The 25,341-nt window shown below is 54.6% G+C and carries 19 protein-coding genes; 8 read left to right on the top strand and 11 right to left on the bottom strand.

The window, feature by feature from the left end; translation table 11 throughout:
- Positions 1–333 precede the first annotated feature (333 nt).
- The 6 genes from ABD949_RS27920 (at position 334) to ABD949_RS27895 (ending at position 8,859) form a co-directional block, all read left to right on the top strand.
- Positions 334–951 (top strand): outer membrane beta-barrel protein, encoded by a 618-nt coding sequence (locus tag ABD949_RS27920; protein ID WP_345249334.1) that lies wholly within the window; start codon positions 334–336, stop codon positions 949–951.
- A gap of 24 nt (positions 952–975) precedes the next feature.
- Positions 976–1,338, top strand: a complete 363-nt coding sequence (locus ABD949_RS27915; RefSeq protein ID WP_345249332.1) for a hypothetical protein — start codon at positions 976–978, stop codon at positions 1,336–1,338.
- A 222-nt stretch (positions 1,339–1,560) separates the two neighbouring features.
- A complete protein-coding gene (locus ABD949_RS27910; protein ID WP_345249330.1) occupies positions 1,561–3,846 on the top strand; it encodes a ligand-binding sensor domain-containing protein in 2,286 nt (761 codons plus the stop codon).
- 79 nt (positions 3,847–3,925) lie between these two features.
- Positions 3,926–5,074 (top strand): sialidase family protein, encoded by a 1,149-nt coding sequence (locus ABD949_RS27905; protein WP_345250425.1) that lies wholly within the window; start codon positions 3,926–3,928, stop codon positions 5,072–5,074.
- A gap of 32 nt (positions 5,075–5,106) precedes the next feature.
- The gene (locus ABD949_RS27900) at positions 5,107–7,353 is read left to right on the top strand and encodes a ligand-binding sensor domain-containing protein (RefSeq protein WP_345249328.1); all 2,247 of its coding nucleotides are present in this window, start codon (positions 5,107–5,109) and stop codon (positions 7,351–7,353) included.
- Positions 7,354–7,365: 12 nt separating this feature from the next.
- Positions 7,366–8,859 (top strand): sulfatase family protein, encoded by a 1,494-nt coding sequence (locus ABD949_RS27895; protein ID WP_345249326.1) that lies wholly within the window; start codon positions 7,366–7,368, stop codon positions 8,857–8,859.
- A 40-nt stretch (positions 8,860–8,899) separates the two neighbouring features.
- On the opposite strand, the gene ABD949_RS27890 is transcribed toward ABD949_RS27895, so the two are convergent.
- From ABD949_RS27890 to ABD949_RS27870, 5 genes are all read right to left on the bottom strand, one after another.
- Positions 8,900–10,648: a hypothetical protein gene (locus tag ABD949_RS27890; RefSeq protein ID WP_345249324.1), complete on the bottom strand. Its 1,749-nt coding sequence runs from the start codon at positions 10,646–10,648 to the stop codon at positions 8,900–8,902.
- Positions 10,649–10,752: 104 nt separating this feature from the next.
- Positions 10,753–11,157, bottom strand: a complete 405-nt coding sequence (locus ABD949_RS27885; RefSeq protein ID WP_345249322.1) for a hypothetical protein — start codon at positions 11,155–11,157, stop codon at positions 10,753–10,755.
- 8 nt (positions 11,158–11,165) lie between these two features.
- On the bottom strand, positions 11,166–12,377 hold the full coding sequence (locus tag ABD949_RS27880; RefSeq protein ID WP_345249320.1) for an alanine dehydrogenase: 1,212 nt from the start codon (positions 12,375–12,377) through the stop codon (positions 11,166–11,168).
- Positions 12,374–12,799 carry a tRNA (adenosine(37)-N6)-threonylcarbamoyltransferase complex ATPase subunit type 1 TsaE gene (tsaE, locus tag ABD949_RS27875; RefSeq protein ID WP_345249318.1) on the bottom strand — a complete coding sequence of 142 codons (426 nt, stop codon included), beginning with the start codon at positions 12,797–12,799 and terminating at the stop codon, positions 12,374–12,376. Before tsaE ends, ABD949_RS27880 begins: the two co-directional genes overlap by 4 nt.
- 99 nt (positions 12,800–12,898) lie before the next feature.
- Positions 12,899–14,200: a Gfo/Idh/MocA family protein gene (locus ABD949_RS27870; RefSeq protein ID WP_345249316.1), complete on the bottom strand. Its 1,302-nt coding sequence runs from the start codon at positions 14,198–14,200 to the stop codon at positions 12,899–12,901.
- A 49-nt stretch (positions 14,201–14,249) separates the two neighbouring features.
- Here ABD949_RS27870 and ABD949_RS27865 point away from each other — a divergent pair, with 49 nt between their 5' ends.
- On the top strand, positions 14,250–15,284 hold the full coding sequence (locus ABD949_RS27865; protein ID WP_345249314.1) for an oxidoreductase: 1,035 nt from the start codon (positions 14,250–14,252) through the stop codon (positions 15,282–15,284).
- A gap of 113 nt (positions 15,285–15,397) precedes the next feature.
- On the opposite strand, the gene ABD949_RS27860 is transcribed toward ABD949_RS27865, so the two are convergent.
- The 3 genes from ABD949_RS27860 to ABD949_RS27850 all read right to left on the bottom strand — a co-directional run bounded on the left by ABD949_RS27860 (position 15,398) and on the right by ABD949_RS27850 (position 22,366).
- Positions 15,398–17,122 (bottom strand): RagB/SusD family nutrient uptake outer membrane protein, encoded by a 1,725-nt coding sequence (locus tag ABD949_RS27860; protein ID WP_345249312.1) that lies wholly within the window; start codon positions 17,120–17,122, stop codon positions 15,398–15,400.
- A 43-nt stretch (positions 17,123–17,165) separates the two neighbouring features.
- Positions 17,166–20,405 carry a SusC/RagA family TonB-linked outer membrane protein gene (locus ABD949_RS27855; protein WP_345249310.1) on the bottom strand — a complete coding sequence of 1,080 codons (3,240 nt, stop codon included), beginning with the start codon at positions 20,403–20,405 and terminating at the stop codon, positions 17,166–17,168.
- Between the two features lie 203 nt (positions 20,406–20,608).
- Entirely contained in the window at positions 20,609–22,366 is a 1,758-nt protein-coding gene (locus ABD949_RS27850) for a phospho-sugar mutase (RefSeq protein WP_345249308.1), read from the bottom strand.
- A gap of 203 nt (positions 22,367–22,569) precedes the next feature.
- On the opposite strand from ABD949_RS27850, the gene ABD949_RS27845 reads away from it, so the two are divergent.
- A complete protein-coding gene (locus ABD949_RS27845; protein ID WP_345249306.1) occupies positions 22,570–23,136 on the top strand; it encodes a Uma2 family endonuclease in 567 nt (188 codons plus the stop codon).
- 9 nt (positions 23,137–23,145) lie between these two features.
- On the opposite strand, the gene ABD949_RS27840 is transcribed toward ABD949_RS27845, so the two are convergent.
- From ABD949_RS27840 to madL, 3 genes are all read right to left on the bottom strand, one after another.
- Entirely contained in the window at positions 23,146–24,099 is a 954-nt protein-coding gene (locus ABD949_RS27840; RefSeq protein WP_345249304.1) for a prolyl oligopeptidase family serine peptidase, read from the bottom strand.
- Between the two features lie 63 nt (positions 24,100–24,162).
- Positions 24,163–24,927: a malonate transporter subunit MadM gene (gene madM, locus ABD949_RS27835; protein ID WP_345249302.1), complete on the bottom strand. Its 765-nt coding sequence runs from the start codon at positions 24,925–24,927 to the stop codon at positions 24,163–24,165.
- Positions 24,902–25,297, bottom strand: a complete 396-nt coding sequence (gene madL, locus ABD949_RS27830) for a malonate transporter subunit MadL (RefSeq protein ID WP_345249300.1) — start codon at positions 25,295–25,297, stop codon at positions 24,902–24,904. The genes madM and madL overlap by 26 nt, the downstream gene beginning before the upstream one ends.
- Between the last annotated feature and the right edge of the window lie 44 nt (positions 25,298–25,341).

Below are 25,341 nucleotides of genomic sequence, written 5' to 3'. Positions count from 1 at the left end.
TAGAATCAACTCTATAGCGCAGATTACGTAAATCTATCCTCAATCTGCGCAATCTTTATTAAACGTATAACTTTCTCACTTCTCAGGTTATACGTCAAGGCAATTTACCCGTCGTTCGTCCTCGACTGTGTCGAGCGACGGGCGAGGTTCGCGTTTGTAACGCGTCTTTAAAAAGTATACGATTCCATACGCGTTACAAACGCGAACCTCGCCCGCCACGCGATGCAATCGCGGGCGAACACAGGAGCACAGCAAACTATATACTGATATTGTCTGTAGTTCCCGGAATGACATTTTTTGTGTAATTAACACATTAACAAACCACACTTCTGTATGCTCAGGAAACTTTCTCCCCTGCTTCTGCTGATAGCAGCAGCTCAACTAACCACTGCTCAATCACCTACTGAAAAAGGACGCTGGACTGTTGGAGTTGATGTCGGTTCCTTCACCTTTCAGTTAACTGAAAATGTATCCAGTTTTTCGGGCTCTGTCAATCCATCTACGGGTTATTTTATAGTCGATAACTTTCTGGTCGGGGTAGGACTTCCACTAAGTTACTCGACTCAGCGGCAAGGTAATCCTACTATTCTTCTCAGAGGCTCATCCAATAGCCTGGGTATTTCGCCTTATGTCCGATATTACGTGGGTCAATCAAATGTAAAACCCTATCTCGGCGTTTCGTATTCGATAGCAACGAGTTATGGTCGATATACCAACCTGATCAACTCACCGCAAAGGACTGTAAACCGGGGAAATTCCATGCAATTTACACCTTCGGCAGGGGTCGCTTATTTCCTGACCAGAAACGTGTCCTTAGATACCCAGGTAGGCTACCATTGGGTTCGCTCCAGGATGACTAGTAAAGCGGATGGATTATCGGAAAACAAATTCACTACTATTTACCGAAACGCTTCGCTAACTATTGGCTTCAATTTGTTCTTCGGCCGGTAGGATAGCTATTTTCCTTCATATCATATGAAACAGATATCCGTCACTATACTCTTGCTTGCTATACTCTCCTGCAACCGGGAGGAAGTTATCCCCAACACCTGCGGAGTTAAACGACCGCTTCGGGACCTGAGTTGGCTACGAACCTGGATTGAAGCCAGCAAGAACGTATCCGCCGATGTGACCATATACTCAGCCCGTTATAAAGGACAAACTGCTTTTCTGCTGGATTACTTCTACGGTCCTGATTACGGTGAGGCAACGTTACACCGGTGTGATGGCTCGTTGATCTGTACCGTTAAGATGACAATCGGTGGCCCTGTTGGCGATTGCTATACCATACGAGACCAGATTTCAGAGCAAAAGAAAATATTTGAGCGAAAAAGGTAGGTGTGAAATGATCGTTACTTACCTCGTTCATCTTACAGACAGAACAGGCATAAAAGTATCATCTAATGCATCCTTTTTATTCCCTCAAGTGAATAGAAAGGTTATTTTTAAATTCAATGAGAGGCATACTGAGACAGTTTCAATTGTAAATTGTCATTGGAGTCAATAGCCCGGCGACCTGCTTACGGAGTATATTACTAAACCCTTATCAGGCCTGCTCCTATGCAATCACCCCCCGGAATACCCGTTCTTCAGCTACTCGGTCTGCTGACCGTTGGCGGTGGATTGGTGTTGGGGGCCTCCCGGCTCAATACACTTCCGGCCCTTCACCAGGCCATAGGTGCTGAGCCGGCGTACTACCAGGATACCTCGTTCCGGCAGGAGTACCATGAAGCCTATCCGGTCAGCCGGGATGCGGACGAGAACAATGTGCGCAGCATCGCGGTCGATAACCAGTCCAATGTCTGGATCGCTACGGCATCGGGCGTATTCCGGAAGGCGAGCGGTCAGGCCGGCTGGCAGAGCATGATGGCCCCTGCCGATAAAGGACCGGCGTTTGCGGTCGCGGTGGATCGGCAAAACACCGTTTGGCTGGGTACCTGGAATGGTCTATACCGCTATAGTAATAACAGGCCTGAACGTGTCGCCGGACCGGTAGCCCCTATTTCGGTTCTGAGTCCGACCGCCGAGGGCGTCTATGCGCTGGGGCCGCATGGCGTCTGGCTGCTCACCGCTACCGGCTGCGAACCGAAACCCTACCCCATTGCCCGCTCTATCCGCAAAGCCATTTCTGATGGATCGGGTGGGCTGTGGGCGGCCAGTGATGTAGGGTTGTACCATACCTCCGCCGGCGCTACCCGCCACATCTATAAAAAAGAAGACCTGCTGAGTGCTTACGTCAAAGGACTGGCGCTGGATAAGGACGGGAATCTGTGGGCGGGTGGCCTTGGTGGTGTAACAATTTTACCCGCAAACAAACAACGGCGAATACTCAAACCGGAGGATGGCATTCCTTCTTCCTTTGTTACCTGTGTCGAACAGGCCCCCGACGGTACCATGTGGGTCGGTTCCGAAGCGGGCGTGGTCCGGTTCCGGCCGGATGGCAACCGCTCTCTCCTGTTTAGCCGACGCTGGCTGCTCGACGACCACGTTAATGCCATTGCGTTTGACCCGGCCGGTGATGCCTGGATTGCCACGCCCAAAGGAGTAAGCGCGATCCGTAGGCAGGAAATGAGTCTGGCCCAGAAGCAGGATTACTTTTACGATGTGCTGATGAAGCGGCATATCCGCGCCCCCTGGATTGCCGGGCAGTGCCGGCTGGCGGTGCCGGGGGATGTCAGCTCCTGGCAACCCGAAGACGACGATAACGATGGCGAGTATACCGGCTGTTACCTGACCATGGAGAGCTTCCGGTACGCGGCCACGAAAAGCCCGGATGCCCGCGAAAAAGCTGCCAAAGCCTTTCGTTTTCTGAAACTGCTCCAAGAGGTAACCGGTACCGATGGTTTCTTTGCCCGCACCATCGTTCCTGCCAATTGGAAAGCCGAACTTCACGATCCGAACCGAACCTTCACCGATCGGCAGCGTGCCGATGAACTGGTGAAGGAACCCCGCTTTAAACCGGTGGAAATCCGCTGGCGCAAGTCGAAGGATGGCCACTGGCTCTGGAAAGGCGACACCAGCAGCGATGAGTTATGCGGCCATATGATGGGCTACTTTTTCTACTACGAATTGGTGGCCGATGCAGCCGGGAAGGAGCTTATACGCCGGCACGTCAGTAAAATCATGGATTACCTCATCGCCCACAACTACAACTTTGTGGACATCGACGGCACGCATACGCGCTGGGCGGTATGGTCGCCCGACAAGCTGAACCGCGATCCGGAGTGGACGCCCGACCGGAATCAGAACTCCATGGAACTGCTGGCGTTTCTGAAGTTGGCCTACCACATGACCGGCAAGCAGAAATACCAATCGGAATACCTGAGGCTTATCCGCGATGAAGGCTACCTGAAAAATATGGCCGGCATTCCGAACCAGAATCCAGCCTGGTTTATCTATTTTGATGTGATGCTGGCCGCGTATGTTTATCCTATTCTGCTCAAATGCGAAAAAGATCCGGAGCTGCTGGCCTTCTACCAGCAGCATATGGACCAGTGGTTCGACCGCCGTCGGGACGACCACAACCCGCTGATTAACTTCATCTATTGCTATTCCCGCGACAAAAAAGAGGAACTGACCAATTCCGTCAATTTCCTGATTGACACCCCCCTTGACCTGGTCGACTGGACCATTGACCATACCCGGCGCGAAGACCTGCGCATCGTGCGAACCCCGGTGCTGGACGAACTGCAGGTCGACCGGCTACAACCGCCCAGCATCCGGGCCACCATACGGTGGGATAAGAACCCCTGGACGGCGGTAGCGGGTGCGCCCGACCGGGAGCGCGAACCGGTGTTCTGGCTCCACCCCTACTGGATGGGCCGCTACCTGGGTATGATCCGATAAACGCTAAACACGTATGCACTACCTCCTGAAACCTAACCTGCTTCGTTACTATCTCTGCCTGCTTGTACTGATTGGTGCAATGGCTGTTGCGGTTGCCCAAACCACCTCAAACTCTGCCATTATCCGGGAGATGCTGATCTTTCCGCAGCAACCACAACACGTACACGGCAGCAGCCTGGTGAGCCTGCCCAACGGCGATATGCTGGTGGCGTGGTTCCAGGGCAGCGGGGAGCGCACCGCCGATGATGTCCGCATTATGGGTGCCCGCCTGAAGAAAGGCGACAAAAGCTGGAGCGAGCCATTCCTGATGGCCGATACGCCCAACCTGCCCGACTGCAACCCGGTACTGTTCCTGAACAGCCAGGGAAAGCTGTTTCTGGTCTGGATTGCCGTGCAGGCCAATCGCTGGGAACAGTCAATCCTGCGGTTCCGGACCTCCACGGATTATCTGAAAACCGGTGCGCCCGTCTGGAACTGGCAGGACAACATCCTGCTCAAACCCGACGACCGCTTTGCCACCGAAGTAGCCGCCCGCTTTAAGGAACTACCCCACTCCGGAGCCGGCTGGGCGGAGTACGCCCAATCGTACGACAGCATGATTATCGAAGCCAGCAAAGACCCACGCAAGCGCAGCATCGGCTGGATGACCCGAATTAAACCCATGCTCCAGGAAAACGGCCGGATCATATTACCCCTCTATTCCGATGGTTACAACATGGGCCTGATGGCGATTTCCGACGACGATGGTACCACCTGGCGACCCAGCCTGCCGCTGGTCGGCCGGGGACCCATTCAGCCGGCCCTGGCCCGGAAACGCGACGGTACGCTGGTGGCCTATCTGCGCGACAGCGGAGATAACCCCAGCCGGGTGCAGGTGAGCGAATCCAAAGACAGGGGTGAAACCTGGACAGCAGCGGTCAAAACCGACATCCCCAATACGGCCAGCGTCGAACTACTGGTACTGAACGACGGCAAATGGGCGTTTCTGGGCAATGATATTGACGATGGACGCTACCGGGTCAGCCTGTGTTTGTCCGACGACGAAGGCAAAACCTGGAAGCGAAAAATCCGGCTGGAAGATCACCCGCCCGGCAAAGGCGGCTACTCGTATCCGTCGCTCATTCAGACGCCCGACGGCCTGCTGCACCTGACGTACTCCTACCATCCGGAGAACAGCCGTAAATCAATCAAATACGTAGTGGTCGATCCGGCCCGAATTACCCTTTAACCAGGACATTTTCATTATACCGCTTAACCCATATGCGTACACTCAGCTTTTTGCTTTTTTCCGGCTTGCTTCTTGGCCTCCTCACCAGCCAGTCGTCCTATGCCCAATCGGTGCACCAAGACAAACCCTTCCTGCAGGATTACAGTGTCAAATACTATATCGACAAACCTAATAGTAAACTTTCCGAGGTTTATTGTGACCGCAACGGGAGTATCAAGATATTTTCACCAGAAGGGGTACTTCAGCCCTATGGCGGCCAGTTTCTCTATCCCGGCACATTACGCCCAGACGGTACGTACCGCACGCTGAAAAACAAGAAGATTGCGGCCATCGGAATGTACGACCAGCAACACGTACTGCTGGACAACAAAGCGGTCCTGAGCAACGCCTGGGCCGGGAAACTGTACTCGGAGCACACGCTGCCTAACGCCAGGCTGCTGGCCGGCGGACGTAATTTTACGTTCCTGATCTCCGACGGCCGGGCGCTGCATCTGCTGAAAGACTCCAAAAGTCTCTGGAACGGGAGCCTGCCCAATGATGAGGTAATCGGCCTGCGCTTTCAGGAAGGGGCCAATCAGTTCTGGGTTCTCGGCCGGCAGTCACTGGCTACGTTTTCACCGGCCACCAACAAACTGACGTCCGTGTATACCGGCAAGGACTTCACCGCGTTTGACCTTAGCAGCGGGGGCAAAAAAGTTATCATTGGCACCCGCGACGGCTATATTGAACTGGATGCCAACACCAAAAAGCCCATCGGCGAGATTCGCCGAAAACTGCCGGCTACGGATATTACCGCCGTCGCCGACATCAACGGCCGGCTGTGGTTCGGTACTTCGCAGGGAGCGTTTGCGCAGCGGCCCGACGGTAAGTATGACTATTACTACGGTGAACGCTGGTTACCCGGCAACCAGGTTACGCATATTGCCAAAGGAAAAAATAATGCCGTGCTGGTACTGACCAATGCCGGTCTCGGTGAAATCTGCTTCAGGGAAATGACCCTCCACGACAAGGCCATGTTTTATGATGAGCAGGTCCGCAGCCGCCACATCCGCAACGGTTTCAATGCCTCGATCAGCGGCATGGAGAAAGGCAATGTAGCCTCCGGCTACATGGACGATTCCGACAACGATGGTCTGTGGACCTCCATGTACCTCGCCGGGGAGATTTTTCGCTATGCCGTGACCAAAGACGAAGAAGCCCTGAAAAACTGCCGCGAATCACTCGACGCCATGGAGCGGCTGTACACCATCAATCCCATTCCGGGATTTCCGTCGCGCTCGTTTGAACGGCGCGGCTTCATCAGCCAGCTTGCCGATCCGGACCGCTGGCAGCATGCACCCCATCCGGAGTGGGATTGGAAAGCGACCACCAGCAGCGACGAAGTCATTGGCCATATCTTTGCCTTCGGAGCCATGGCCGAACTCATCCCCGACAAAGACCTGAAAACCCGGTCCATCAGCCTCATCGACACCTTGATGGGGCACATCATCAAAAATGACTGGTACCTGATCGACTACAACGGCAAACCGACCCAATGGGGCAAGTGGAACCCCAAATACGTCAATGGATTTGACCCGTCGGTAGGCGACCGGAAACTCAACTCGTCCAACATTATTGGCATGCTGCAAACGGCCTATCACTTCACTAAAAAAGACATTTACCGGAAGAAAGCATTTGAACTGATGCAGCAGCACGGCTATCTGGAGAACCTGATGCGTCCGATGAGCCAGATCGGCGAAGCGCCAACCAGTGCCGACGCCCACGCCAAAAACCTGTCGGAAAGCTGGAATCACTCCGACGACGAGATGTACTTTGTCGGCTACTGGGGCCTGTACCGCTACGCCTTCAACGACACGCTTAAGGCGAAATATAAGAAAGCCATTCTGGACCACTGGGAAGCCGAGCGCCCCGAGAAGGAAGGTGCCTGGAACATCTTCACCGCCCTGACCGGTGTGAAAGATTTTGACCTGAACGAAGCCATCTGGTATCTACAGGAGCATCCCCTTGACCTCATTGACTGGAGCATCGCCAACAGCCACCGTAAGGATATTGAGACGATAGCGCCTAATTTCCGCAGACAAACCACCAGGGAGGTATTACCCCCCGATGAGCGGCCGATCCAGCGGCATAACGCTAATATGTTTAACTTAGATCGCAAAGGCGGCAACGGGGTATCGGAACACAGCGCCGGTGACATCTGGCTGCTGCCCTACTGGATGGGTCGCTACCTGGGCGTGATCAGCCCGCCGGTTGCGGGAGCGCCTATCAGCCGTAAATAATCGTCCAAACGTATGTTGTTAACCAGGCTAACCCTTTTCCTTGTCTTACTGACTGGTGCCGTTCTGGCCCAGAATCCTGCTGCACGCCCTAATGTTGTGCTGATCGTCGGCGATGACCACGACCTGAGCGCTATCGGCTGCTACAATACACTAAGCGGACGATCCCAGGCCAAAACGCCTAATCTGGATTATCTGGCCAAAGAGGGAGTGCGGTTCACCCGCGCTTACGCCACTACATCGTCGTGCAGCCCCAGCCGGTCGACCCTGCTATCGGGTCGGCATAATCACAACACGGGTCAGTACGGGCTCGCCCACGCCACCCACCATTTCCGCTCGCACGAAGAGTTGAAAACACTGCCGGCCCTGCTCCGCGAAGCCGGATACGCCACCGCCCGCATCGGCAAATACCACGTAGCGCCGGCCAGCGCCTACAAATTCGACGAGGCTCTGAGTGACGACGGCTCCAACCCGGTAAAAATGGCCGGTCAGTGTGCTACCTTCCTGGAAAGCAATAAGACCAGACCGTTTTTTCTGTACTTCTGCCCCACCGACCCGCACCGGGCCGGTAGCAACAAAAACCTGCCCTACGGAGCCAATCCGCACGGCAACAGACCGAACGGTCATGATGGGGTAACGGAAACAGTCTACGGCATGGACTCACTGCGGGTGCCGTACTTCCTACCCGATGCGCCCGAGACCAAAGCTGAACTTGCCCAGTACTACCAATCGGTTTCCCGAATGGATCAGGGTATTGGGAAGTTGTTTGACTTGTTGAAGGAAAAAGGGCTCTGGGAGAACACGATTGTTATCTACCTGTCTGATAACGGCATGCCCGTACCCGGTGCCAAAACCACGCACTACGAACCGGGGGTCCGCCTGCCGCTCATCATTCGCAATCCGTTTTCCAACCGCAAAAATCAGGTATGCGACGAACTGGTCTCCTGGGTAGATGTTACCCCAACGCTGCTGGACTATGCCGGCCTGAACCCACCCGTCATGGCCAACGCCAGCCGGCCGCAGGGTGGTGGCGAATACGGCGAACGCGGCCCCACCAACTTCTACCACGGCAAGTCCTGGAAAGGGTATTTCGACCGCAATGCCGGACCGAATAAGGCACCGTTCAAAGGCGACACGGTATTCCTGTCGCACACTTTTCATGAGGTAACCATGTACTACCCCATGCGCTCAGTGGTGACCAAACGTTACAAGCTCATCTGGAATGTGGCCCATGATCTGCCGTTCCCCTTTGCGTCTGATTTATGGGGTTCGGCCACCTGGCAGGGTTTTCTGAAGTCAGGGAAGACGCAGTACGGGCCGCGCACCAAAGAAGCCTATATGCGTCGGCCGGCCTTTGAACTGTACGACCTCGAAAAAGATCCGCAGGAGCGCACTAATCTGGTCCAAAACAAAGCCTATAAAACTATTTATGATACGCTGCTGGCGTCGCTAAAAAACTTCCAGGAGCAAACCAACGACCCCTGGCGGGTCAAATGGGTACATGAGTAGCCGGAACCCTATGAATTGCGATTAGGGTCCGGCGGTCGTATTACTCAAAGACCAGCCGGCCGTCGCCGGTAACCGACAGCCGTTGTTTACCTACCCAAACCTGCTGGTTTCTGACCCGGATCGTAGGGGGCAGTGCCTGTCCCAGAAAGCGGAACGTCAGCGTATGCTGTCCAACCCGCACCCTCTCTCCCTGGGCCTCACCCGAGCTGACCAGCATCACGGCCGCCCCACTCCTGCCCGACAGATCGACGCCAACACTGGTCCCATCGGCAAAGCGGACAACACTGGTTTCCCCTTTGGCGTATCGCGTCCAGTCCCGGGCTTCGCTGTTGAGTCGGCCCCACGTCAGGTGCTGACTGTAAGCCAGGATGTGCAGGGCGGTATCGGCTTTTGCCCCCATGTACCCCCTGGCTGGTTTCGTGAGGGCGGTAATCACAATATCGTTTTCATCCTGCCAGCGGTTGCGCCAGGCATAGAACCCATAGACACTATCGCGGTAACAGAGCGGCAGCACTTCGGCCGGATTTCGTTCGGGGAGGCCTACCGGCCAGTTGACAAAAGCACTAACGACAAATTGAGGATAGACGCTCGGTTCATACGGAGCGCCGGCCTGGGTATCCGGCTTCAGCAAAAAGCGGTTGTAGAACCAGCTGAAGGCGGCCTGTTCCTCAGACGGCAGTATACCGAAGGCCGAACTGAAATAACCAGCACCCGACAGCGTACGGCCCCATACATTATGAGGGTAGCCGCCCCGGATTGGCCAGACCTCGGGTTTGCCCTCGCGCACCACCGTGAGGTAGATCCATTTGAGCGCCGTCATGCGCACATTCGGCCGGCCGGTGTTGACAAAATCCATGCCCATCGCGTTGCGCCAGGCCTGCAGGGCGGTGAGGTACACGATATGCGAAGCCATGGAACCGGTCCCGTCGCCTTCGGCAAAATACCCGCCGTCGCCAAACCCCTGGGTGACGGCATGGACCATGCTCCGGCCGCTGACTTCCAGCAGGCTGTCGATCCGCGCCTGATCCACCCACGGCTCTTTGTGCAGCGCCAGCAGCACCAGGGCTGCCCCACCCACCTGCATACCGTAATGGTTGCTCTTGGGAGGCATGGTGCCGCTTACGAGAGCATCGAGGTCCACGGCTTTGTTGCCGTATTTCTGGGTGATACCCGCCTGGTACTGCGCCAGGGCTTTTCCCAGTCGCTCGGTGGTAGCTTTATCCCAGCCGTCGTAGCAAAGGTCATACCCTAATGCCAGCCAGCCCAGCACCGGCCCGGCGCGCAGGGCACCGCCCGGTTTTACATAGCTGTAGCGGTCGTCGCGATCACGCTGCCCCTGCAGGGCCAGTTCAAAACACCGGCGGCCCAGTTCGGCGTATGTTTCATCGCCCGTCAGTTGGTATAGCAGCCCGTAACCGGCCACATGACCGACCGTATATACCCCAGCCGTGTCGACTACGATGCTCTTCCCCTGCCCGGCTGCGTAAGCCTGCCGTGCCGGGTTAAACGCCCTGGGCATTCCGTCGCCGTTACCGCCGTCGAGCAGATAGCGCAGGCGCTGCAGCATGGCTTTCCCTTCCGGTGTTTCAGCTTTACGGCGCAGGGCGGGGAGGTTCTGCTTTCGGAAAAGCAACCGCGGATGCTCACCAGCGGTTACGGGAGTGAATGGCCGTACAGGAGTCCACCACGACGAAAAATCGGGTATCGGCGTATTCCAGGCCCCAAACTCCTGCGCCGGCGCGGAGCCGGTAACCAGCCCGAAAAGGAGGAGTGCAAGTGCTTGCTTCATAGACAACGATGAAACGGTTCAGGCAGGCAGATCCGGGAGGCCTTCACAAACGTACAATCCAAAGCCAGGCTCGTTGCGGGTAGGAGAAATGCCGAACCAGACGGTTAGTCCTCCGGGTAAGGTACGTAAACGAATCCGGCGAAATCGCCCTGGATCACGAACAGACAGCAATACTCTTCCGGGTTTTTGTAGTTTTCCTTAAAGAGGTCGACCGACTCCGGGCCGATGAATTTCAGCTGCACGAATTCGTCCAGCAGCGAAGCTTTATAATGCCACTGGTTGGCCAGTTCGTTCCTGCCAATCAGGAGCTGCCCGACCGGCACGTCCGTTCTGGCCAGGATAAAGATGGGGTGTTCCGAGAAGCCGCGCTTCCGGATCTGGTACGATGCTTCTTTCAGGTGATCGGCCACGAGCACGAAATCAGCCGAAATCTCGCCCATCAGCTTTTTGTTGATCTCCGGCGAGTTCGCATCGTCCAGCAGGGTGTTTTCGTTGCTATGGTTAATCATGGGTGTATTTAGAACCGTGCGGCCAGCAGAAGTTCGAGATCTTTGTACCGCATGTTGAACTTCTTGGCGATGTAGGCATTGGTTAAGGTGCCCTTATGGGTATAAACACCTTTCATAAACCAACGGTTCGCGTACATCATTTCTTCAATACCCCCGATGGTGCCGGTTTGCAGCAGAAACGGCAGGAAAATATTACTCAACGCCATACTGGCCGTATGCGCCACCCTGGCCGCGATATTCGGCACGCAATAATGAATGATTTCATGCGTGCGGAAAATAGGGTCTTTATGCGACGTCATTTTAGAAGTCTCGAAATTGCCACCCTGATCAATCGCCACATCGATGATAACCGAATTTGGTTTCATACGGGCCACCATTTCCTCTGTCACCACGATTGGACTCAGCCCATCTTCGGCCCGCATCGCCCCAATTACCACATCCGCCCGCTCAATGGCTTCGGTCAGCGTATCCGAATCGATGATGGAGGTATAGATGTTCTGCCCAAGGGCATACTTGAACCGCTGAAGCTTAAACAGGTGCTTGTCGAACACTTTAATATCGGCACCCATACCCAAGGCTGAGCGGACCGCATATTCGGCAACGGTACCGGCTCCCAGTACCACCACTTTGGTCGGAGGCACGCCGGTAATACCCCCGAGGATGATCCCCCGGCCGTTGCTGCTGCTGCTGAGGTATTCACCGGCAATAAGCAGGACGGTACAGCCGGCAATCTCGCTCATCGTCCGGATCACGGGTAATCCGCCGGCTTCGTCTTCGATATACTCGTAGCCGATGCCGGTAATGTTGCGACTGTTCAGCCGTTCGAAATAATCCCGCTCGTGAGCCGGCAGGTTCAACGCAGAAATAAGGGTGCTGCCGGGTTTGATCAGCTCGAACTCCCCGTCAATAAGGGGCTCAATTTTCAGGATAACGTTCGCATCGTATACTTCCTTAGGCGAATACACGATCTGGGCGCCGGCTTCGCTGTATTCATTGTCCGCAAATTTGGCTCCTTCGCCCGCTCCTTTTTCATAGAGCACACTATGTCCGTTTCGCACCAGTATAGCCACAGCTTCGGGGGTAAGCGCAATGCGGTTCTCCTGAAACGATACTTCTTTGGGTAAGCCGATTGCCAACCCATTTTTGCTGGTTTTAACGGCCAGTGGTACTTCCTGCGGGTACAGGACGGTTTGCTTTGCTAATTCTTCAAATCCGGTCATGCCAGTATTTTCTCCCTTTCGACGCTTCGCCGGCCGGTTGGTTCGGCCGTTACTTGTACGCGGTAGTAACAGGGCGGCCACAGCGATTCGACCCGCTCCGGCCACTCGACAAAACAAAAATTTCCTGAATCAAAATATTCTTCGATGCCGATATCCAGTGCTTCGGCTTCGTTGCGCAGCCGGTAACAATCAAAATGATAGACGGACTCGCCGGTACGCGTTGTGTATTCGTTTATGATCGAAAACGTTGGGCTCTGCACCATACTCACTACCCCCAGTGCCCGGCATAACGCCTTGATCAGGGTGGTTTTGCCCGCTCCCATTTCGCCCTCAAACAACCACACCTTACAACCCCGGCCTTCTTCGAGCAACTGGCGGGCTACCTCATCTAATTCATCGATATTTTGCATCATCAACCCCATGCACCCGATGTTGTTTGAACCGCAAAGATAAAGTTTTTAGGCTTTGTACGTACTTACGGACTAAAGCTGCCATGGCGGACCACCGCCGGTACGGGTACGTTACACCTTCCGCATGGGGCGGCTGAGCAACCGGTTGGCCTCACCATCACCCGAAAACTTCTCTTTCTCCGGATTCCAGCGGAGCGGGCGGTTCAACTGATAGGCAATGTTGCCGATGTTGCAGACAGAGGCCGTACGGTGGCCTACCTCTACGTCGCAGATCGGCTTCTGCCGGTTTCGGATGGCTTTAAAGAAGTCTTTGTAATGGTTGTCGCTGAAGTAAACACGCTTGTCGCTCTCGCCCATTGGCTTCTCTTTCAGGGTTTCGGGCGTAGTTACCAGTTCACCACGGGCAACTTTTACCTCGCCCTCGGTCCCGATAAATTGGCAGTACTGCTTGCCCTCGACCGGTGCGTGCAGCATGGTCACGCCGTTGGCGTAGCGGTAGGTCAGGCCGGGTTTACCGCCTTCACTGGTGGGAATGATCTCGATAGGGCCGGAGCCATCCATTTCCATTCCCCACTGGGCAATATCGAACATATGGGCACCCCAGTCGGTCATGCCGCCCCCGCCGAATTCTTTATAGCCCCGCCAGTTGGGCCAGAAGGTAGCCGTCAGCGGGGGTGCCAGCTGATTGTTATATGGCCGTTCGATGGTGTTCGGGCCAAGCCAGGCATTCCAGTCGAGGCCTTCCGGTGTTGGTTCAGCCGCCAAATCCCAGTCTTTCGGGGGGCCACCCACGTTGACCCGGACTGTTTTCAGTTCACCGATGTAGCCATTGCGGACGAGTTCGACCGCCTGCCGGAATTCGGGCCAGGACCGTTGCATGCTGCCGGTCTGTAACACCCGCTTGTGTTTGCGCACAGCGTCGACCATCGCCCGCCCTTCGGCTACGGTCAGCGACAGGGGTTTTTCGCAATAAATATCTTTGCCAGCCGCGGCTGCTTTTACGGTCAGGGCGCTATGCCAGTGATCGGGCGTGGCAATAATCACGGCATCAATATCTTTGCGGCTGAGCAGTTCGCGAAAATCCCGGTAGGTATCAATTCCTTTGCTGTTCTGCTGCCCTTTTTCGGTGTAAAAGGCTTTCACCGCATCAACAAACGCGGTTAATTTGGCGGGGTAAACATCACAGGCCGCTACTATCTGCCCCTCGCCGGTTTGCAGGAAGTTGCGCCGGAGGGTGCCACTCTGCCGGCCGGTTCCGATAAAGCCCAGCGTGACCATATCACTGGGGGCGGTATAGCCGCGGCCGCCCAGCACATAGCGGGGAACAATAAAAAAGGAGGCAATGCCGGCCGTTGTTTTCAAAAATTGTCGGCGTTCAATGGTAGAAGCAGGGTTCAGTTGCTCTTTTTTCATGGAAGGAAGATACACCTAGTTAAGACTCTACAAGTTACGACAAAACCTTATGTCACGTACCATTCAGGTTGGATTAATCGGCTTTGGCCTCTCGGGGCGCTACTTTCACGCGCCCTTTCTCACGGTAAACCCCCAGTTCAGACTGGCAAAAGTGGTAGAACGGCACCGCAACGATGCGCAGCTGTTTGACCCGTCTATCCAGACGGTCCGCAGCCACGACGACCTGCTGAGCGACCCCAACATTGACCTGGTCATTGTCGGTTCGCCCAACGACACCCACTACCCCTACGCCAAAGCCGCACTGGAGGCCGGCAAGCATGTGCTGATCGAAAAACCCTTTGCCAACACATCACAACAGGCGCGGGAACTGCTCGACCTGGCAACCGCAAAGGGACTGGTGGCCATACCATACCAGAACCGGCGCTACGACGCCGATTTTCTGACCATTCAGCAACTGCTTGGTGAGGGAAAGCTTGGTGAAATAGTCGAATACGAAGCCCATTTCGACCGCTACCGGCCCGACGTGCTGAACTCCTGGAAAGAACTGGACCCCGAAGGGGGCGGCAATTTGCTGAACCTGGGCCCGCACCTGATCGATCAGGCTGTAGTGCTATTCGGTGTTCCCAACGCCGTCTTTGCCGAAGTGCGCACGGTGCGGCCCGGCGGGGTGCTGGACGATTACTTCGACATCCGGCTCTACTACCCCGATAAGCGCGTGATCCTGAAATCCAACATGATGGCCGCCGATAACAGCCTCCGCTACATCATCCACGGCACCAAAGGCTCGTTTGTGAAACACGGCCTCGACATTCAGGAAGAAACGCAGCGCAAGAACATCCTGCCCAACACGCCCGACTGGGGTCAGGAGCCCCAAAGCCAGTATGGCACCCTTACTACCCCGGAGGGCAAGCAGACCATCCCCAGCCAGCGGGGCAACTACCACCATTTTTACGACAATCTTTACCGCGCCATCGTCGGCGAAAGCGGGCCCGAAGTCACCGCCGAACAGGCGTATGCTACGATCCGGATTATGGAACTAGCGGTGGAGAGCAGCCGGACGAGGGGAGTGTGCAGTTTGCAGTAGGCAGTTCTCAATTGGCAGAAAAAGCAGAGCCGGGCTACTAAACAGCCCGGCTCTTTTACCTGAAGGTGGCCTAACCGGCAGTCTTCCTACTTGGAACTGCCTACTGCCAACTCTTAATACCCCGGATTCTGCTTCAGCGTGGGTGTGCCGTTTTTGGAACTGTTGGTAATCTCGTCAATCGGCAGCGGGAAATATTCATTCTTGCCTTTGGTGAATTTCGCACCGGCCAGATACGTCCGCTTCTTCGATTCCGTTTCCAGGTATTTGTTCAGCACCTGGTCGGCAATGCCCCAGCGTACCAGATCAAAGAACCGGTGGCCTTCCATGGCGAATTCCAGACGCTGCTCAAACTGCACGGCTTTGCGGGCGGAGGCTTTATCGGCAAACACCGGTGAACCTGCCGGATACAGATCGATCACGTAATTAGCCGCCGGCGAGCCATCCGCATTGGTAACATACTTGCTGTCCTTGGCCCGCTTCCGGATCATGTTCACCAGTTCACGCGCCCGATCCAGACTTCCCACTTCTACTTCTGCCTCAGCCAGCCACAGCAGGACGTGCGACAGGCGGATCATGCGGTAGTTGTTAGCCAGCCGGCGCTTGTTGGTCGAGTGGGTGTTTGTGCCTTCTTCGCCCCGGTAATACATCCATTTCTTTCCGGTATACGGACCGCCATAGTTCTGGTCGCGCACCCAGGTTACCCCCGGCATCGGTCCCCAGTCCAGGAACGGAATACCCCGGCGGCCAACGGTCCAGTCCAGACGCGGATCCAGCGGAGTGGTATTGTCAGGGGTATAAGCCTCGTTTGCTTTGAGGCCCTGGTCGGTTTTCAGGTCACTGTCGTTGAAAGTGTCCAGCAACGGCAAACCATTGGCACTGGTCTTATACGCGTTGACCAGGTTCAGCGACGGCTGGTAAAAACCGCAGCAGCCACCACCCGGGGCACCGGAGAAGTACGGCCAGTTCAGCGTTTCGCCGGCGTTACCGTTGTTCCCATTGGTACCATCGTTCACCGAAAACTGTACCTCAAAAATTGACTCGGCATTGTTGTTGGTAGCCGCCCGGAAGTTGTCATGAAAATCGACCAGTTTGTAGCGATTGCTGTTGACAATGGCATCGAGCAGGGGCTTGGCCTCCAGAAACTTGTTCTGGAACAGATACGCTTTGGCCAGGAACGCCATGGCCGCAAACTTGGTAGCGCGTCCTTTCTGCGATTGCGTTTCCGGCAGGGCATCGGCAGCCGCTTTAAAATCAGCTTCGATATTGGGCCAGATGTTCTTATCGTTTGCGATCTTGGTTGAATTCGGGTCGGTAGCACTGTACGTCTTCTCGTCGATGTACGGAATCATGTTCCACATCTTCTTTCCCTCAAAGTGGTAATAGCCGCGCAGAAAACGAGCCTCCGCAATCACCAGCTTCTTTTCGGCATCGGTCATATCCTTCGCCTGCTCTACTGCCTGCAACACAACATTCGCCCGCGAAATGGCGTCGAAGGTGTGGCGCCACTTACCGGTCATGTGGGCCAGGTTAGCCTGGCCCTCGTAACGCTCCATAAAAGAAATCTCCGGCTGGTCACCAGCGTCGGTGCCTTTGTAGGCATCATCGGAGGTAACCCCACCGTACACCCAGTTGGATACGGCTGCATGCCAGTCGGTCGTTCCCGAACCAATACCATCCAGCAGGGAGTAGGTACCAATCAGCAGGGTGTTTACCCCGATTTTGTTGGTGAGCTGATCCAGGGCAGCCACGCCCTGAGGTCTAACATCTAAGAAGGACTCGCTACACGAGGTGACAAACCCCACCGTCAGCAACGAAGCGAGAATAACTGTTTTTTTCATACTCTTTATGACAAAGAAATGAGATCAGAATGAAAGGAATAAATTAGAGACTCAGGCGAAGGCCCACCAATACCGTTCTGGCCACGGGATACGCGCCTTCATCAACACCCAGGTGAATATCTGCGTTGTTGTCACCTGACCGACGGAGGTTAACGTCCGGATCGAGGCCGCTATACTTGGTAGCCGTCAGCAGGTTCTGTCCCTGCACATAGATCTGAGTCTGACCGATACCCAGGCGACGCTGTAAACCGGCCGGCAGGGTGTAGCCCAGCTGAATGTTCTTTAACCGGAGGTAAGAGCCCTTCTCTACGAAGTAAGAGGATACCTGCTGGCTGGTGGCATCTGTCGAGCGCAGCTGCGGCAGGATAGCATCCGTCTTACCCGGTCTCCAGGAATCATAGAGCATCCGCTTGCTCCGGTTGCCCTGGAACACCTGGAAATCGGTCCAGTACTTCATGTAGTTGAAGATGTCATTGCCCTGCACCCCCTGACCGAACATGGTCAGGTCAAAGTTCCGGTAGCCCAGGTTCACGTTCAGACCGTAGGTAAAGTTCGGGTGCGGGTTACCGATGAAGGTACGGTCAGAGGAGTTAACAACCCCGTTACCATCAACATCGCGGAAGATAAAGGAACCGGCGCGGTTGTAGGTACCAAACTGCGGAGCCGCTTTGGCAGCCTCATCGGTCTGGAAGATACCATCAACAACCAACCCGTAAAACGACCCGATCGGATAGCCAACTTTGGTGGCACTCATCGCCGGCAGACGGGTTCCGAAACCGAATTTAAGGGAGTTTGGATCATCATTTATCTTCAATACTCTGTTGCGATAGCCGGAGATATTACCTCCGATGGAGTAGCGCAGTTCGCCACCCATGGCCTTCCCGTTGTAATTGATGCTCAGGTCGATCCCCTTGTTCTGCATATTACCGATGTTGGTAAACGGCACGGTAGCGATCCCCTGCGTCAGCGGAATGGCAACCTGGTTCAGCATGTCGGTCGTCTTCCGGATATACCAGTCGAAAACTACCTCCAGTTTGTTGTTCAGCAAGCTGGCATCGAAACCAATGTTGGTAGACGTTGTTGTTTCCCACTTACCGTTCGGGTTACCAAACTGCACCAGGTCGAAGCCAGGCACGATAGAGGTTTTAGCACCGTTGATATCGTAATGGTTCTCAACCGGCCGTGACTCATACAAGGTGTAACCATTGTAGATGTTCGGGATGTTCTGGTTACCCGTTTTACCCCAGCCGGCCCGCAGTTTCAGATCAGACAGGAAGCCGATGTTCTTCATCGCGTCCAGTTCGGTCAGGCGGATACCCACACTGGCGGCCGGGAAGGTCGCGTAGCGGTTGCCTAAGCCAAAGCGCGATGAACCATCCCGACGCAGGGTGAAGTCGGCCAGGATCAGGTCTTTGAAGGAGTAGTTTACTTTACCGAACAGCGAGAACAGGCGCGTGCGGTTGGCACCACCACCACTGTTCTGCAGGCCTAGCGGACTACCGGCGTTCAGATACCGGTAGTCGAGGTCGTCGAACGCGTAGTTACTGCGGGTAGCGTTGAAACCAAACGAATACGTGGCAATGGCTTCGGTACCGGCCAGGATATTGAAGTTATGCACGCCGACAGCCTTGTTATACGTCAGCGTATTATACCAGGTCCAGGAGTTATCGTAGCTGTTGGATACCACCAGGCTATTGGCGTTCCGGGCCTCCGGAGACTCCGGGTCACGCGGGGTATAGGCGCTGGTATTGTACAGGTTGTACTCCACCCCAAAGCTGGACCGGTAGGTCAGGCCCTTCAACAGATCCACTTCGCCGAACACATTACCAAACAGGTGTACTCCTTTGGTACCGTTATCTCTCGAACGGAATGGGTCAGACAGGGGGTTACGGGCGTTACCCAGGTTCAAACCTTTGGCACCGGCCAGGTTACCCATGACGTCATACACCGGAATGAGCGGATGGCTGCGTACAGCAAACGCAATCGGGTTGGATTCGTCGTTGTTGGTAATACCAATCCGGTCATCGTACGATACCGTGAAGTTTTCACCGATACGAACCCGGTTCCGAACCTTAAATTCGGTGTTGGCCCGCAGCGAATACCGCTTATAGCCGGTATAGCGCAGAATACCGTTCTGGTTGAAGTAATTCATGGAGATCGCGTAGGATCCTTTGTCGGTTCCACCGCTGGCTCCCAACTGGTAGTTGGAAATAGAAGCCGGGTCAAAAATTACATCCTGCCAGTCGGTACCCTCCTTGTTGGCTTTGGTAATCATGAACTTGGAGCTACCCAGGGCCGGATCATTCAGATCGTAGGTGTAGTTGAGGTATTTACCACTGGCATCGCGCTGAATCCGGGGATCGCCTTCCATCGCACCGGATGGATAGATATAGTCCGGAATGCGGGGCGTTGCACCGCTTCCGTACTGGCCATGGCTGGGGGTACGGCCTACGTTTTTCTCCGACTCCCAGATTAGCTGCCCTAACTCCTCCGAATTCAGCAAAGGCAGAAACTTACCGGGCTGTTGAACCCCGGTATACATATCAAAGGTAATCTTCGGCTCACCGGGTTTGCCTTTCTTAGTGGTAATGATCACCACCCCGTTGGCAGCACGCGCCCCGTAGATGGAAGCCGCCGACGCATCTTTCAGCACCTGCAGACTCTCGATGTCATTGGGGTTGATGTTGTTGAGGTTACCCGTCGTCGGTACACCGTCGACAATGTACAGCGGAGAGTTGTTGTTGATGGTACCGAAGCCACGTATACGTACCATGGTACCACCACCCGGCGAGTTGTCGTTGCCGACGGTTACCCCGGCGGCCCGGCCCTGTAGCTGCTGGGCCAGGCTGGCGGCCGGAATGGCCGTTAGTTCAGCCCCTTTTACCACCGTTACCGCACCCGTGATATCTTTTTTGCGCTGCGTACCGTAACCCGTTACGATAACCTCTGATAAGGTCCGGGTGTCGGACTGGAGTGAAATGGCCAGCGAATTTCGGTTTCCGATAGTTACGTCCTGGGTGAGATACCCGATAGCAGAAATAGTCAGTACATCCCGGCCGGTTGGCACATTTAGGGTAAAGTTTCCATCGGCATCCGTTGCTACACCCGTCTGAGTGCCTTTCACAACAACGTTAACTCCGGGCAGTGGGGTGTTCTCGTTACTGTCGGTAATTCGACCGGTGATACGCCGGTCCTGGGCCATGGCCCCTACACACAGCAGCCAGCTCAAAGCCAGCAAAGGGAGCACACGAATTCCCTTCAGCTTTTGGTAAGCGTGTTTCATGGAGAGAATGATTAGAGAAAAAGGAAAAAGATAGATCCCTGGGGATTACCCTAGGATTTTTTCAAAAGTAATTAAGAACTCCTTTTATAACTTTAATTTTTATGAGATTAATCATAAATTAATCACTTTTTAATATGGCCGCACGATAAAAAAAGCTGCCCTCTGGATAAGAAGACAGCCTGGCTAAGCTTTTTCGGATATGATTACTTAAGGTTCAAGGCTTCAATGATTCTTTTTACCTTTTCTTTCAATTGTCCATAAACGGCGTCAAATTCTTCTTTGCTGCCCAATGGCTCGGTCACGCTGACGTAGAACTTGATCTTCGGCTCGGTACCCGACGGCCGGGCCGAAATCTTGGACCCATCGGCCGTAAAGAACTGCAGCACGTTGGAGGATTCGATACCCATGCGTCCGGCTTCGATATCAGTCGTTTCGCCGGTCTGCACGTTGGTACGCTTCAGTTGCTTGTAGTCGTCCATCCGCACGACGGGTACACCGGCAATCTCCTTGGGCGGATTGGCGCGAAAATCGGCCATCATCTGCTGGATCTGCTCGGCTCCTTCCTTGCCCTTTTTGGTCAGCGATACCAGCGATTCGTAATAGAAACCGCTTTCCATGTACATCTCCATCAGCAGGTCAAACAAACTCTTGCCGTTATCTTTGGCGTAAGCCGTCAACTCAGCGATGATGGCGCAGGAAGCAATGGCGTCTTTATCCCGTACGAAGTCGCCGATGAGGTAGCCGTAGCTCTCTTCACCCCCGCCGATAAACTGCTCTTTGCCTTCCAGTTCGCGGATTACTTCGGCAATGTACTTAAAGCCGGTGAGGGTGTTGTAGCATTTTACCCCCTGCTGCTCGCACATTTTGTCGATGAGGTCGGTGGTCACGATGGTCTTGGCCACAAATTCCTTACCGGTCAGCTTCCCGGCATCTTTCCAGGCTTTCAGCAGGTAGTAAATAATCAGGCTGGCCATCTGGTTGCCGTTCAGCAGTTCAAACTGGCCGTGGTGGTTGCGGGCCCCCGCGCCCACGCGGTCGGCATCCGGGTCGGTAGCCATCACCAGATCAGCGTCAATGGACTTGGCCAGTTCCAGCGCCAGGTGCATGGCTTCGCGCTCTTCGGGATTCGGATACGATACCGTCGGGAAGTTGCCATCGGGTACCGCCTGCTCTTTCACAACATGCACGCTGGTAAAGCCCAGTTCTTTCAATACACGAGGCACCAGCGTAATACCCGTTCCGTGAATAGGCGTAAAGACGATCTTCATGCCGCTCTGGCGGGCAATGGCATCGGGGTTTATCGAGTTAGCTTTAACAAGTTTTACATAGGCATCATCAACTTCCTCGCCGATCATGTGGATTCGCTCCGGCACCCCGTCGAACTTAATATCGTCGATGGACTGGATCTTATTCACCTCGGCGATGATGTTTTTGTCGTGGGGCGCTACCACCTGCCCGCCGTCGGTCCAGTAGGCTTTATAGCCATTGTATTCCGGGGGATTGTGCGAAGCCGTCACGACCACCCCACTATGACAGCCCAGGTGCCGGATGGCAAACGACAGTTCGGGCGTTGGGCGTAGTTCTTTGAAGAGGTATACAACCATGCCATTGGCGGAGAAAATATCGGCCACGATCCGGGCGAACTCCGGACTCATCCGGCGACTGTCGTGGGCAATGGCTACTTTGATCTGCTCATGGGGAAAAGCAGCGTTCAGGTAATTGGCCAGACCCTGGGTGGCCGCTCCGACGGTGTAGCGGTTCATGCGGTTGGAACCGACGCCGATAATGCCCCGGAGGCCACCGGTACCAAATTCAAGGTCTTTATAAAAGGAGTCGATCAGGTCGGTGGAGCTGCCGCTATCCATCATGTTCTGAATGGCGGCTTTGGTGTCGGCATCGTAGTTGCCGGATAACCAGCGGTCTATTTTCTGCTGCGTAGACGAATCAATGGCTGTTGTCATAGAAATAGGTAAGATTGGAATTGGCTGCCAATTTACGGTTCTGCCTCTATGTGTCAAATTCCTTCGCTAATATCGTAGCGTTAATTTTGGCGGAGCAGGCATTAGGTACCAACGCTATGCCCTACAAAACTTTCTGTTATTGTTAGAAGCACACCTACCTGACCCGCAAATCGTTCTATCTTTGTTAAAAACCAGCCGCTGCCATGAACGCCAACGTTGAGACCCAAAAATTAACCGTGGCTGAATTCCACCATATGGAGTTCGACGATGCGGATACCCACCTGTACGAACTGCTTGACGGTGACCTCGTAAGAAAGAAAGCTCCCTCCCCCCAACATCAGCTCGTATTAGGTGAACTGGCGTTTAGCCTGCATACGTATGTTAAACAACAGCAACTCGGGGAAATCCTTTTTGCCCCCGTTGATGTGTTCCTGGATGAGTACACAGCTCCGCAGCTCGACCTGGTATTCGTGCCGCAGAGCAATGCCTCTATCATCACCCGCGATGGGGTAATGGGCATTCCGGCTCTGGTCGTGGAGGTAATCTCGCCCTCGTCGGTGTACCGCGACCGGGTTACCAAAAAGGAACTATACGCCCGCTTTGGCGTGCAGGAATACTGGCTGGTAGATTCTGCCGACGGCTTTATTGAAATCGTTACGCTCCAGGAAGGGCGCTACCAACTTCTCAGTGCCGCGTCTACGGAAGAAGGCCAGCTCACTTCCGGCGTACTCCCCGGCCTGACCCTTGACCTGAATGCGTTGTTTGTGTAAAATAGGTTTTCAGCGCTTTGCGGCAACCGCGTTCCGTTCCGCCTTCAAAAAAGCAATTGCCCGGTCGTAGTATTGATCAATCATTACGCCTGGACCGTGCCCTCCTTCCGGCACAATGACCAGTTCACTTTTGACACCCTCCTTCTGTAATTTGTCATACAGTTTCTCGCTCTGGCAATGCGGCACCAGCGGGTCTTTGTTGCCGTGAAAAATCAGAAACGGCGGATTGCCTTTCCGGACATAACTGATGGGGTTGGCCAGCGCCACCTTATCCGGATTCTCCTGAATGGGGCCACCGATCAGCGAGGACTCCGGCGACTTCGCTTCGTTGTGTGAAAAGGAACTGCCGCAGCTATCCATGATCAGGAAATCCGTCGGCCCGAACCAGTCGACTACGGCATTAACCTGGCTGCCCGTTCCGGTGAATTTGCCCAGACTGCCCTCGATGTCGACATCCAGCCCTTTGAACGTTTCCTTTTTCACTCCGTTGGTCGTACCCGCCATTGTGGACAAATGCCCGCCCGACGACCAGCCTGTGATGCCAATAAACGAGTTATCAAGACCAAACGTTGACGCGTTGGCCCGAACAAAGCGGATGGCAGCTTTTACGTCCTGAATCTGAGCGGGAAATTTGGCATCGCTGCTGGACCGATGGTTGATGCTCACGACCGCAAACCCATTCTCCAACAGCTTCTGACCTAATCCGGCAGAAAACGTAGCCGCTTTGGATGAGTTGGAAAACCAGGCGCTGCCGTAGACACACACCACAATTGGAAAGGGGCCGGTGCCGTTCTTCGGCAAATGAATATCCAGCCGGTGCCCGACAATGCCATCGCCGACGTAGTCGATGTCCAGCCAGTATCTGGCGGATTGGATTGCTATCTTCTCGAAGTCAGGTTCGCGATTCTGCGCCATTGAAACCAGTGATGCCAAAGCGAAAACAAAGGTTAGCGATTTTTTCATAAGTGATAACCAGGGTGAAGATATTCTCCGGATAACAGCGCTATTCTTGTTCCTTGTCCGACCTTATTCGTTGATAATTAAACGCATTAACAGAAACAGCACCGACGGGCAAACCAGGCAACCCAGGCCGGTGTAGAACGTGGCGGTCAGGGCCCCGTAGGGCACCAGTTTGGGATCGGTGGCTGCCAGACCAGCCGACACGCCACTGGTAGTGCCAATTAATCCTCCGAATATCATGGCCGTGTGCGGATTGTCGAGCCCAACGAAACGGGCCATAAAGGGCGTAGCTACCGTGACGAAAATAGCCTTCACCAAACCAGCGGCTATACTCAGCGCCATCACATCTGAAGGGGCTCCGATGGCCGCGCCCGTTACCGGGCCCACAATGTAGGTGCAGGCACCGGCCCCGATGGTGGTCAGGCTGACCGCGTCGGTATAGCCCCAGAGCAGCGCGATGGCCACCCCGCCGATAAAGGAGAGCACGATCCCAATAAACAGCGATAAAGCACCAACCCAGCCTGTCTGCTTCATCACCACAAAACTGGCCCCCATGGCAGTGGAAACAATAGCGAAGTCACGAAACATAGAACCACCCAGCAAACTGAACCCCGAGAACAGCTTCAGGTCAGCCAACCCTTTTTCACCCCCGGAATACAAGCCACCGAGGTACGCCAGCACCAGGCCCGCGAAGATGGCGATGGCCGACCCCGGAAGTTTCCGGTTGGTGAGTATACGGGAAATGATGGCCGAACTGTACATAATCAGCCCCACCGCCAGAAAGGCCACAATAAGGCCGTTCTTTTCAAGGAACCGGGTGATAATGTCCATGGTGGTCGGTAGATTTAGGCTTAGCCAATTTCGTGAGCAGCGGGATAGTAGATACACAGAGCACAACCGGTACTGTGCCGGCCAGTATGGCAATAAAGCCGCTGGAAACCGCCAGTTTTACGTTCTGAATGGCCGACATGGCTACCACAATCGGAATATAGAGCTGACTCCAGAACTGAATGCCGCTTTCGGTCAGCTTGTCCATGTAGCCTTTCTTCGTAAACCAGTCGTTCACCAGAATGAGCAGCAGCATGGCAAAGCCAACCCCGCCCACGTTGGCGTCGATGCCAATCAGATGGCCGAGCAGTTCACCCGTTAGTTGGCCGATCACGTAGCAGAACGCCAGGATAGCCACACCGTATATAGTCATGGGGAAGGAGTTATGAGTTAAGAGTGATGAGTGATGAGTTAAAA

This window comes from Nibrella saemangeumensis (assembly GCF_039541915.1).
GTDB lineage: Bacteria > Bacteroidota > Bacteroidia > Cytophagales > Spirosomataceae > Nibrella > Nibrella saemangeumensis.
The sequence above is the reverse complement of the archived record's forward strand: the minus strand, read 5'-3'. Positions and strand labels throughout refer to the sequence as shown.

What these genes read in the sequence shown, in the direction of transcription:
- ABD949_RS27845 (WP_345249306.1), top strand. Translation starts at nt 22,570, where the DNA reads ATGAACGCCAACGTTGAGACCCAAAAATTAACCGTGGCTGAATTCCAC.
- ABD949_RS27915 (WP_345249332.1), top strand. Translation starts at nt 976, where the DNA reads ATGAAACAGATATCCGTCACTATACTCTTGCTTGCTATACTCTCCTGC.
- ABD949_RS27920 (WP_345249334.1), top strand. Translation starts at nt 334, where the DNA reads ATGCTCAGGAAACTTTCTCCCCTGCTTCTGCTGATAGCAGCAGCTCAA.
- ABD949_RS27880 (WP_345249320.1), bottom strand. Translation starts at nt 12,377, where the DNA reads ATGACCGGATTTGAAGAATTAGCAAAGCAAACCGTCCTGTACCCGCAG.
- tsaE (WP_345249318.1), bottom strand. Translation starts at nt 12,799, where the DNA reads ATGGGGTTGATGATGCAAAATATCGATGAATTAGATGAGGTAGCCCGC.
- ABD949_RS27885 (WP_345249322.1), bottom strand. Translation starts at nt 11,157, where the DNA reads ATGATTAACCATAGCAACGAAAACACCCTGCTGGACGATGCGAACTCG.
- madM (WP_345249302.1), bottom strand. Translation starts at nt 24,927, where the DNA reads ATGGACATTATCACCCGGTTCCTTGAAAAGAACGGCCTTATTGTGGCC.
- ABD949_RS27865 (WP_345249314.1), top strand. Translation starts at nt 14,250, where the DNA reads ATGTCACGTACCATTCAGGTTGGATTAATCGGCTTTGGCCTCTCGGGG.
- ABD949_RS27860 (WP_345249312.1), bottom strand. Translation starts at nt 17,122, where the DNA reads ATGAAAAAAACAGTTATTCTCGCTTCGTTGCTGACGGTGGGGTTTGTC.
- ABD949_RS27900 (WP_345249328.1), top strand. Translation starts at nt 5,107, where the DNA reads ATGCGTACACTCAGCTTTTTGCTTTTTTCCGGCTTGCTTCTTGGCCTC.
- ABD949_RS27840 (WP_345249304.1), bottom strand. Translation starts at nt 24,099, where the DNA reads ATGAAAAAATCGCTAACCTTTGTTTTCGCTTTGGCATCACTGGTTTCA.
- ABD949_RS27905 (WP_345250425.1), top strand. Translation starts at nt 3,926, where the DNA reads ATGGCTGTTGCGGTTGCCCAAACCACCTCAAACTCTGCCATTATCCGG.
- madL (WP_345249300.1), bottom strand. Translation starts at nt 25,297, where the DNA reads ATGACTATATACGGTGTGGCTATCCTGGCGTTCTGCTACGTGATCGGC.
- ABD949_RS27910 (WP_345249330.1), top strand. Translation starts at nt 1,561, where the DNA reads ATGCAATCACCCCCCGGAATACCCGTTCTTCAGCTACTCGGTCTGCTG.
- ABD949_RS27870 (WP_345249316.1), bottom strand. Translation starts at nt 14,200, where the DNA reads ATGAAAAAAGAGCAACTGAACCCTGCTTCTACCATTGAACGCCGACAA.
- ABD949_RS27890 (WP_345249324.1), bottom strand. Translation starts at nt 10,648, where the DNA reads ATGAAGCAAGCACTTGCACTCCTCCTTTTCGGGCTGGTTACCGGCTCC.
- ABD949_RS27850 (WP_345249308.1), bottom strand. Translation starts at nt 22,366, where the DNA reads ATGACAACAGCCATTGATTCGTCTACGCAGCAGAAAATAGACCGCTGG.
- ABD949_RS27855 (WP_345249310.1), bottom strand. Translation starts at nt 20,405, where the DNA reads ATGAAACACGCTTACCAAAAGCTGAAGGGAATTCGTGTGCTCCCTTTG.
- ABD949_RS27895 (WP_345249326.1), top strand. Translation starts at nt 7,366, where the DNA reads ATGTTGTTAACCAGGCTAACCCTTTTCCTTGTCTTACTGACTGGTGCC.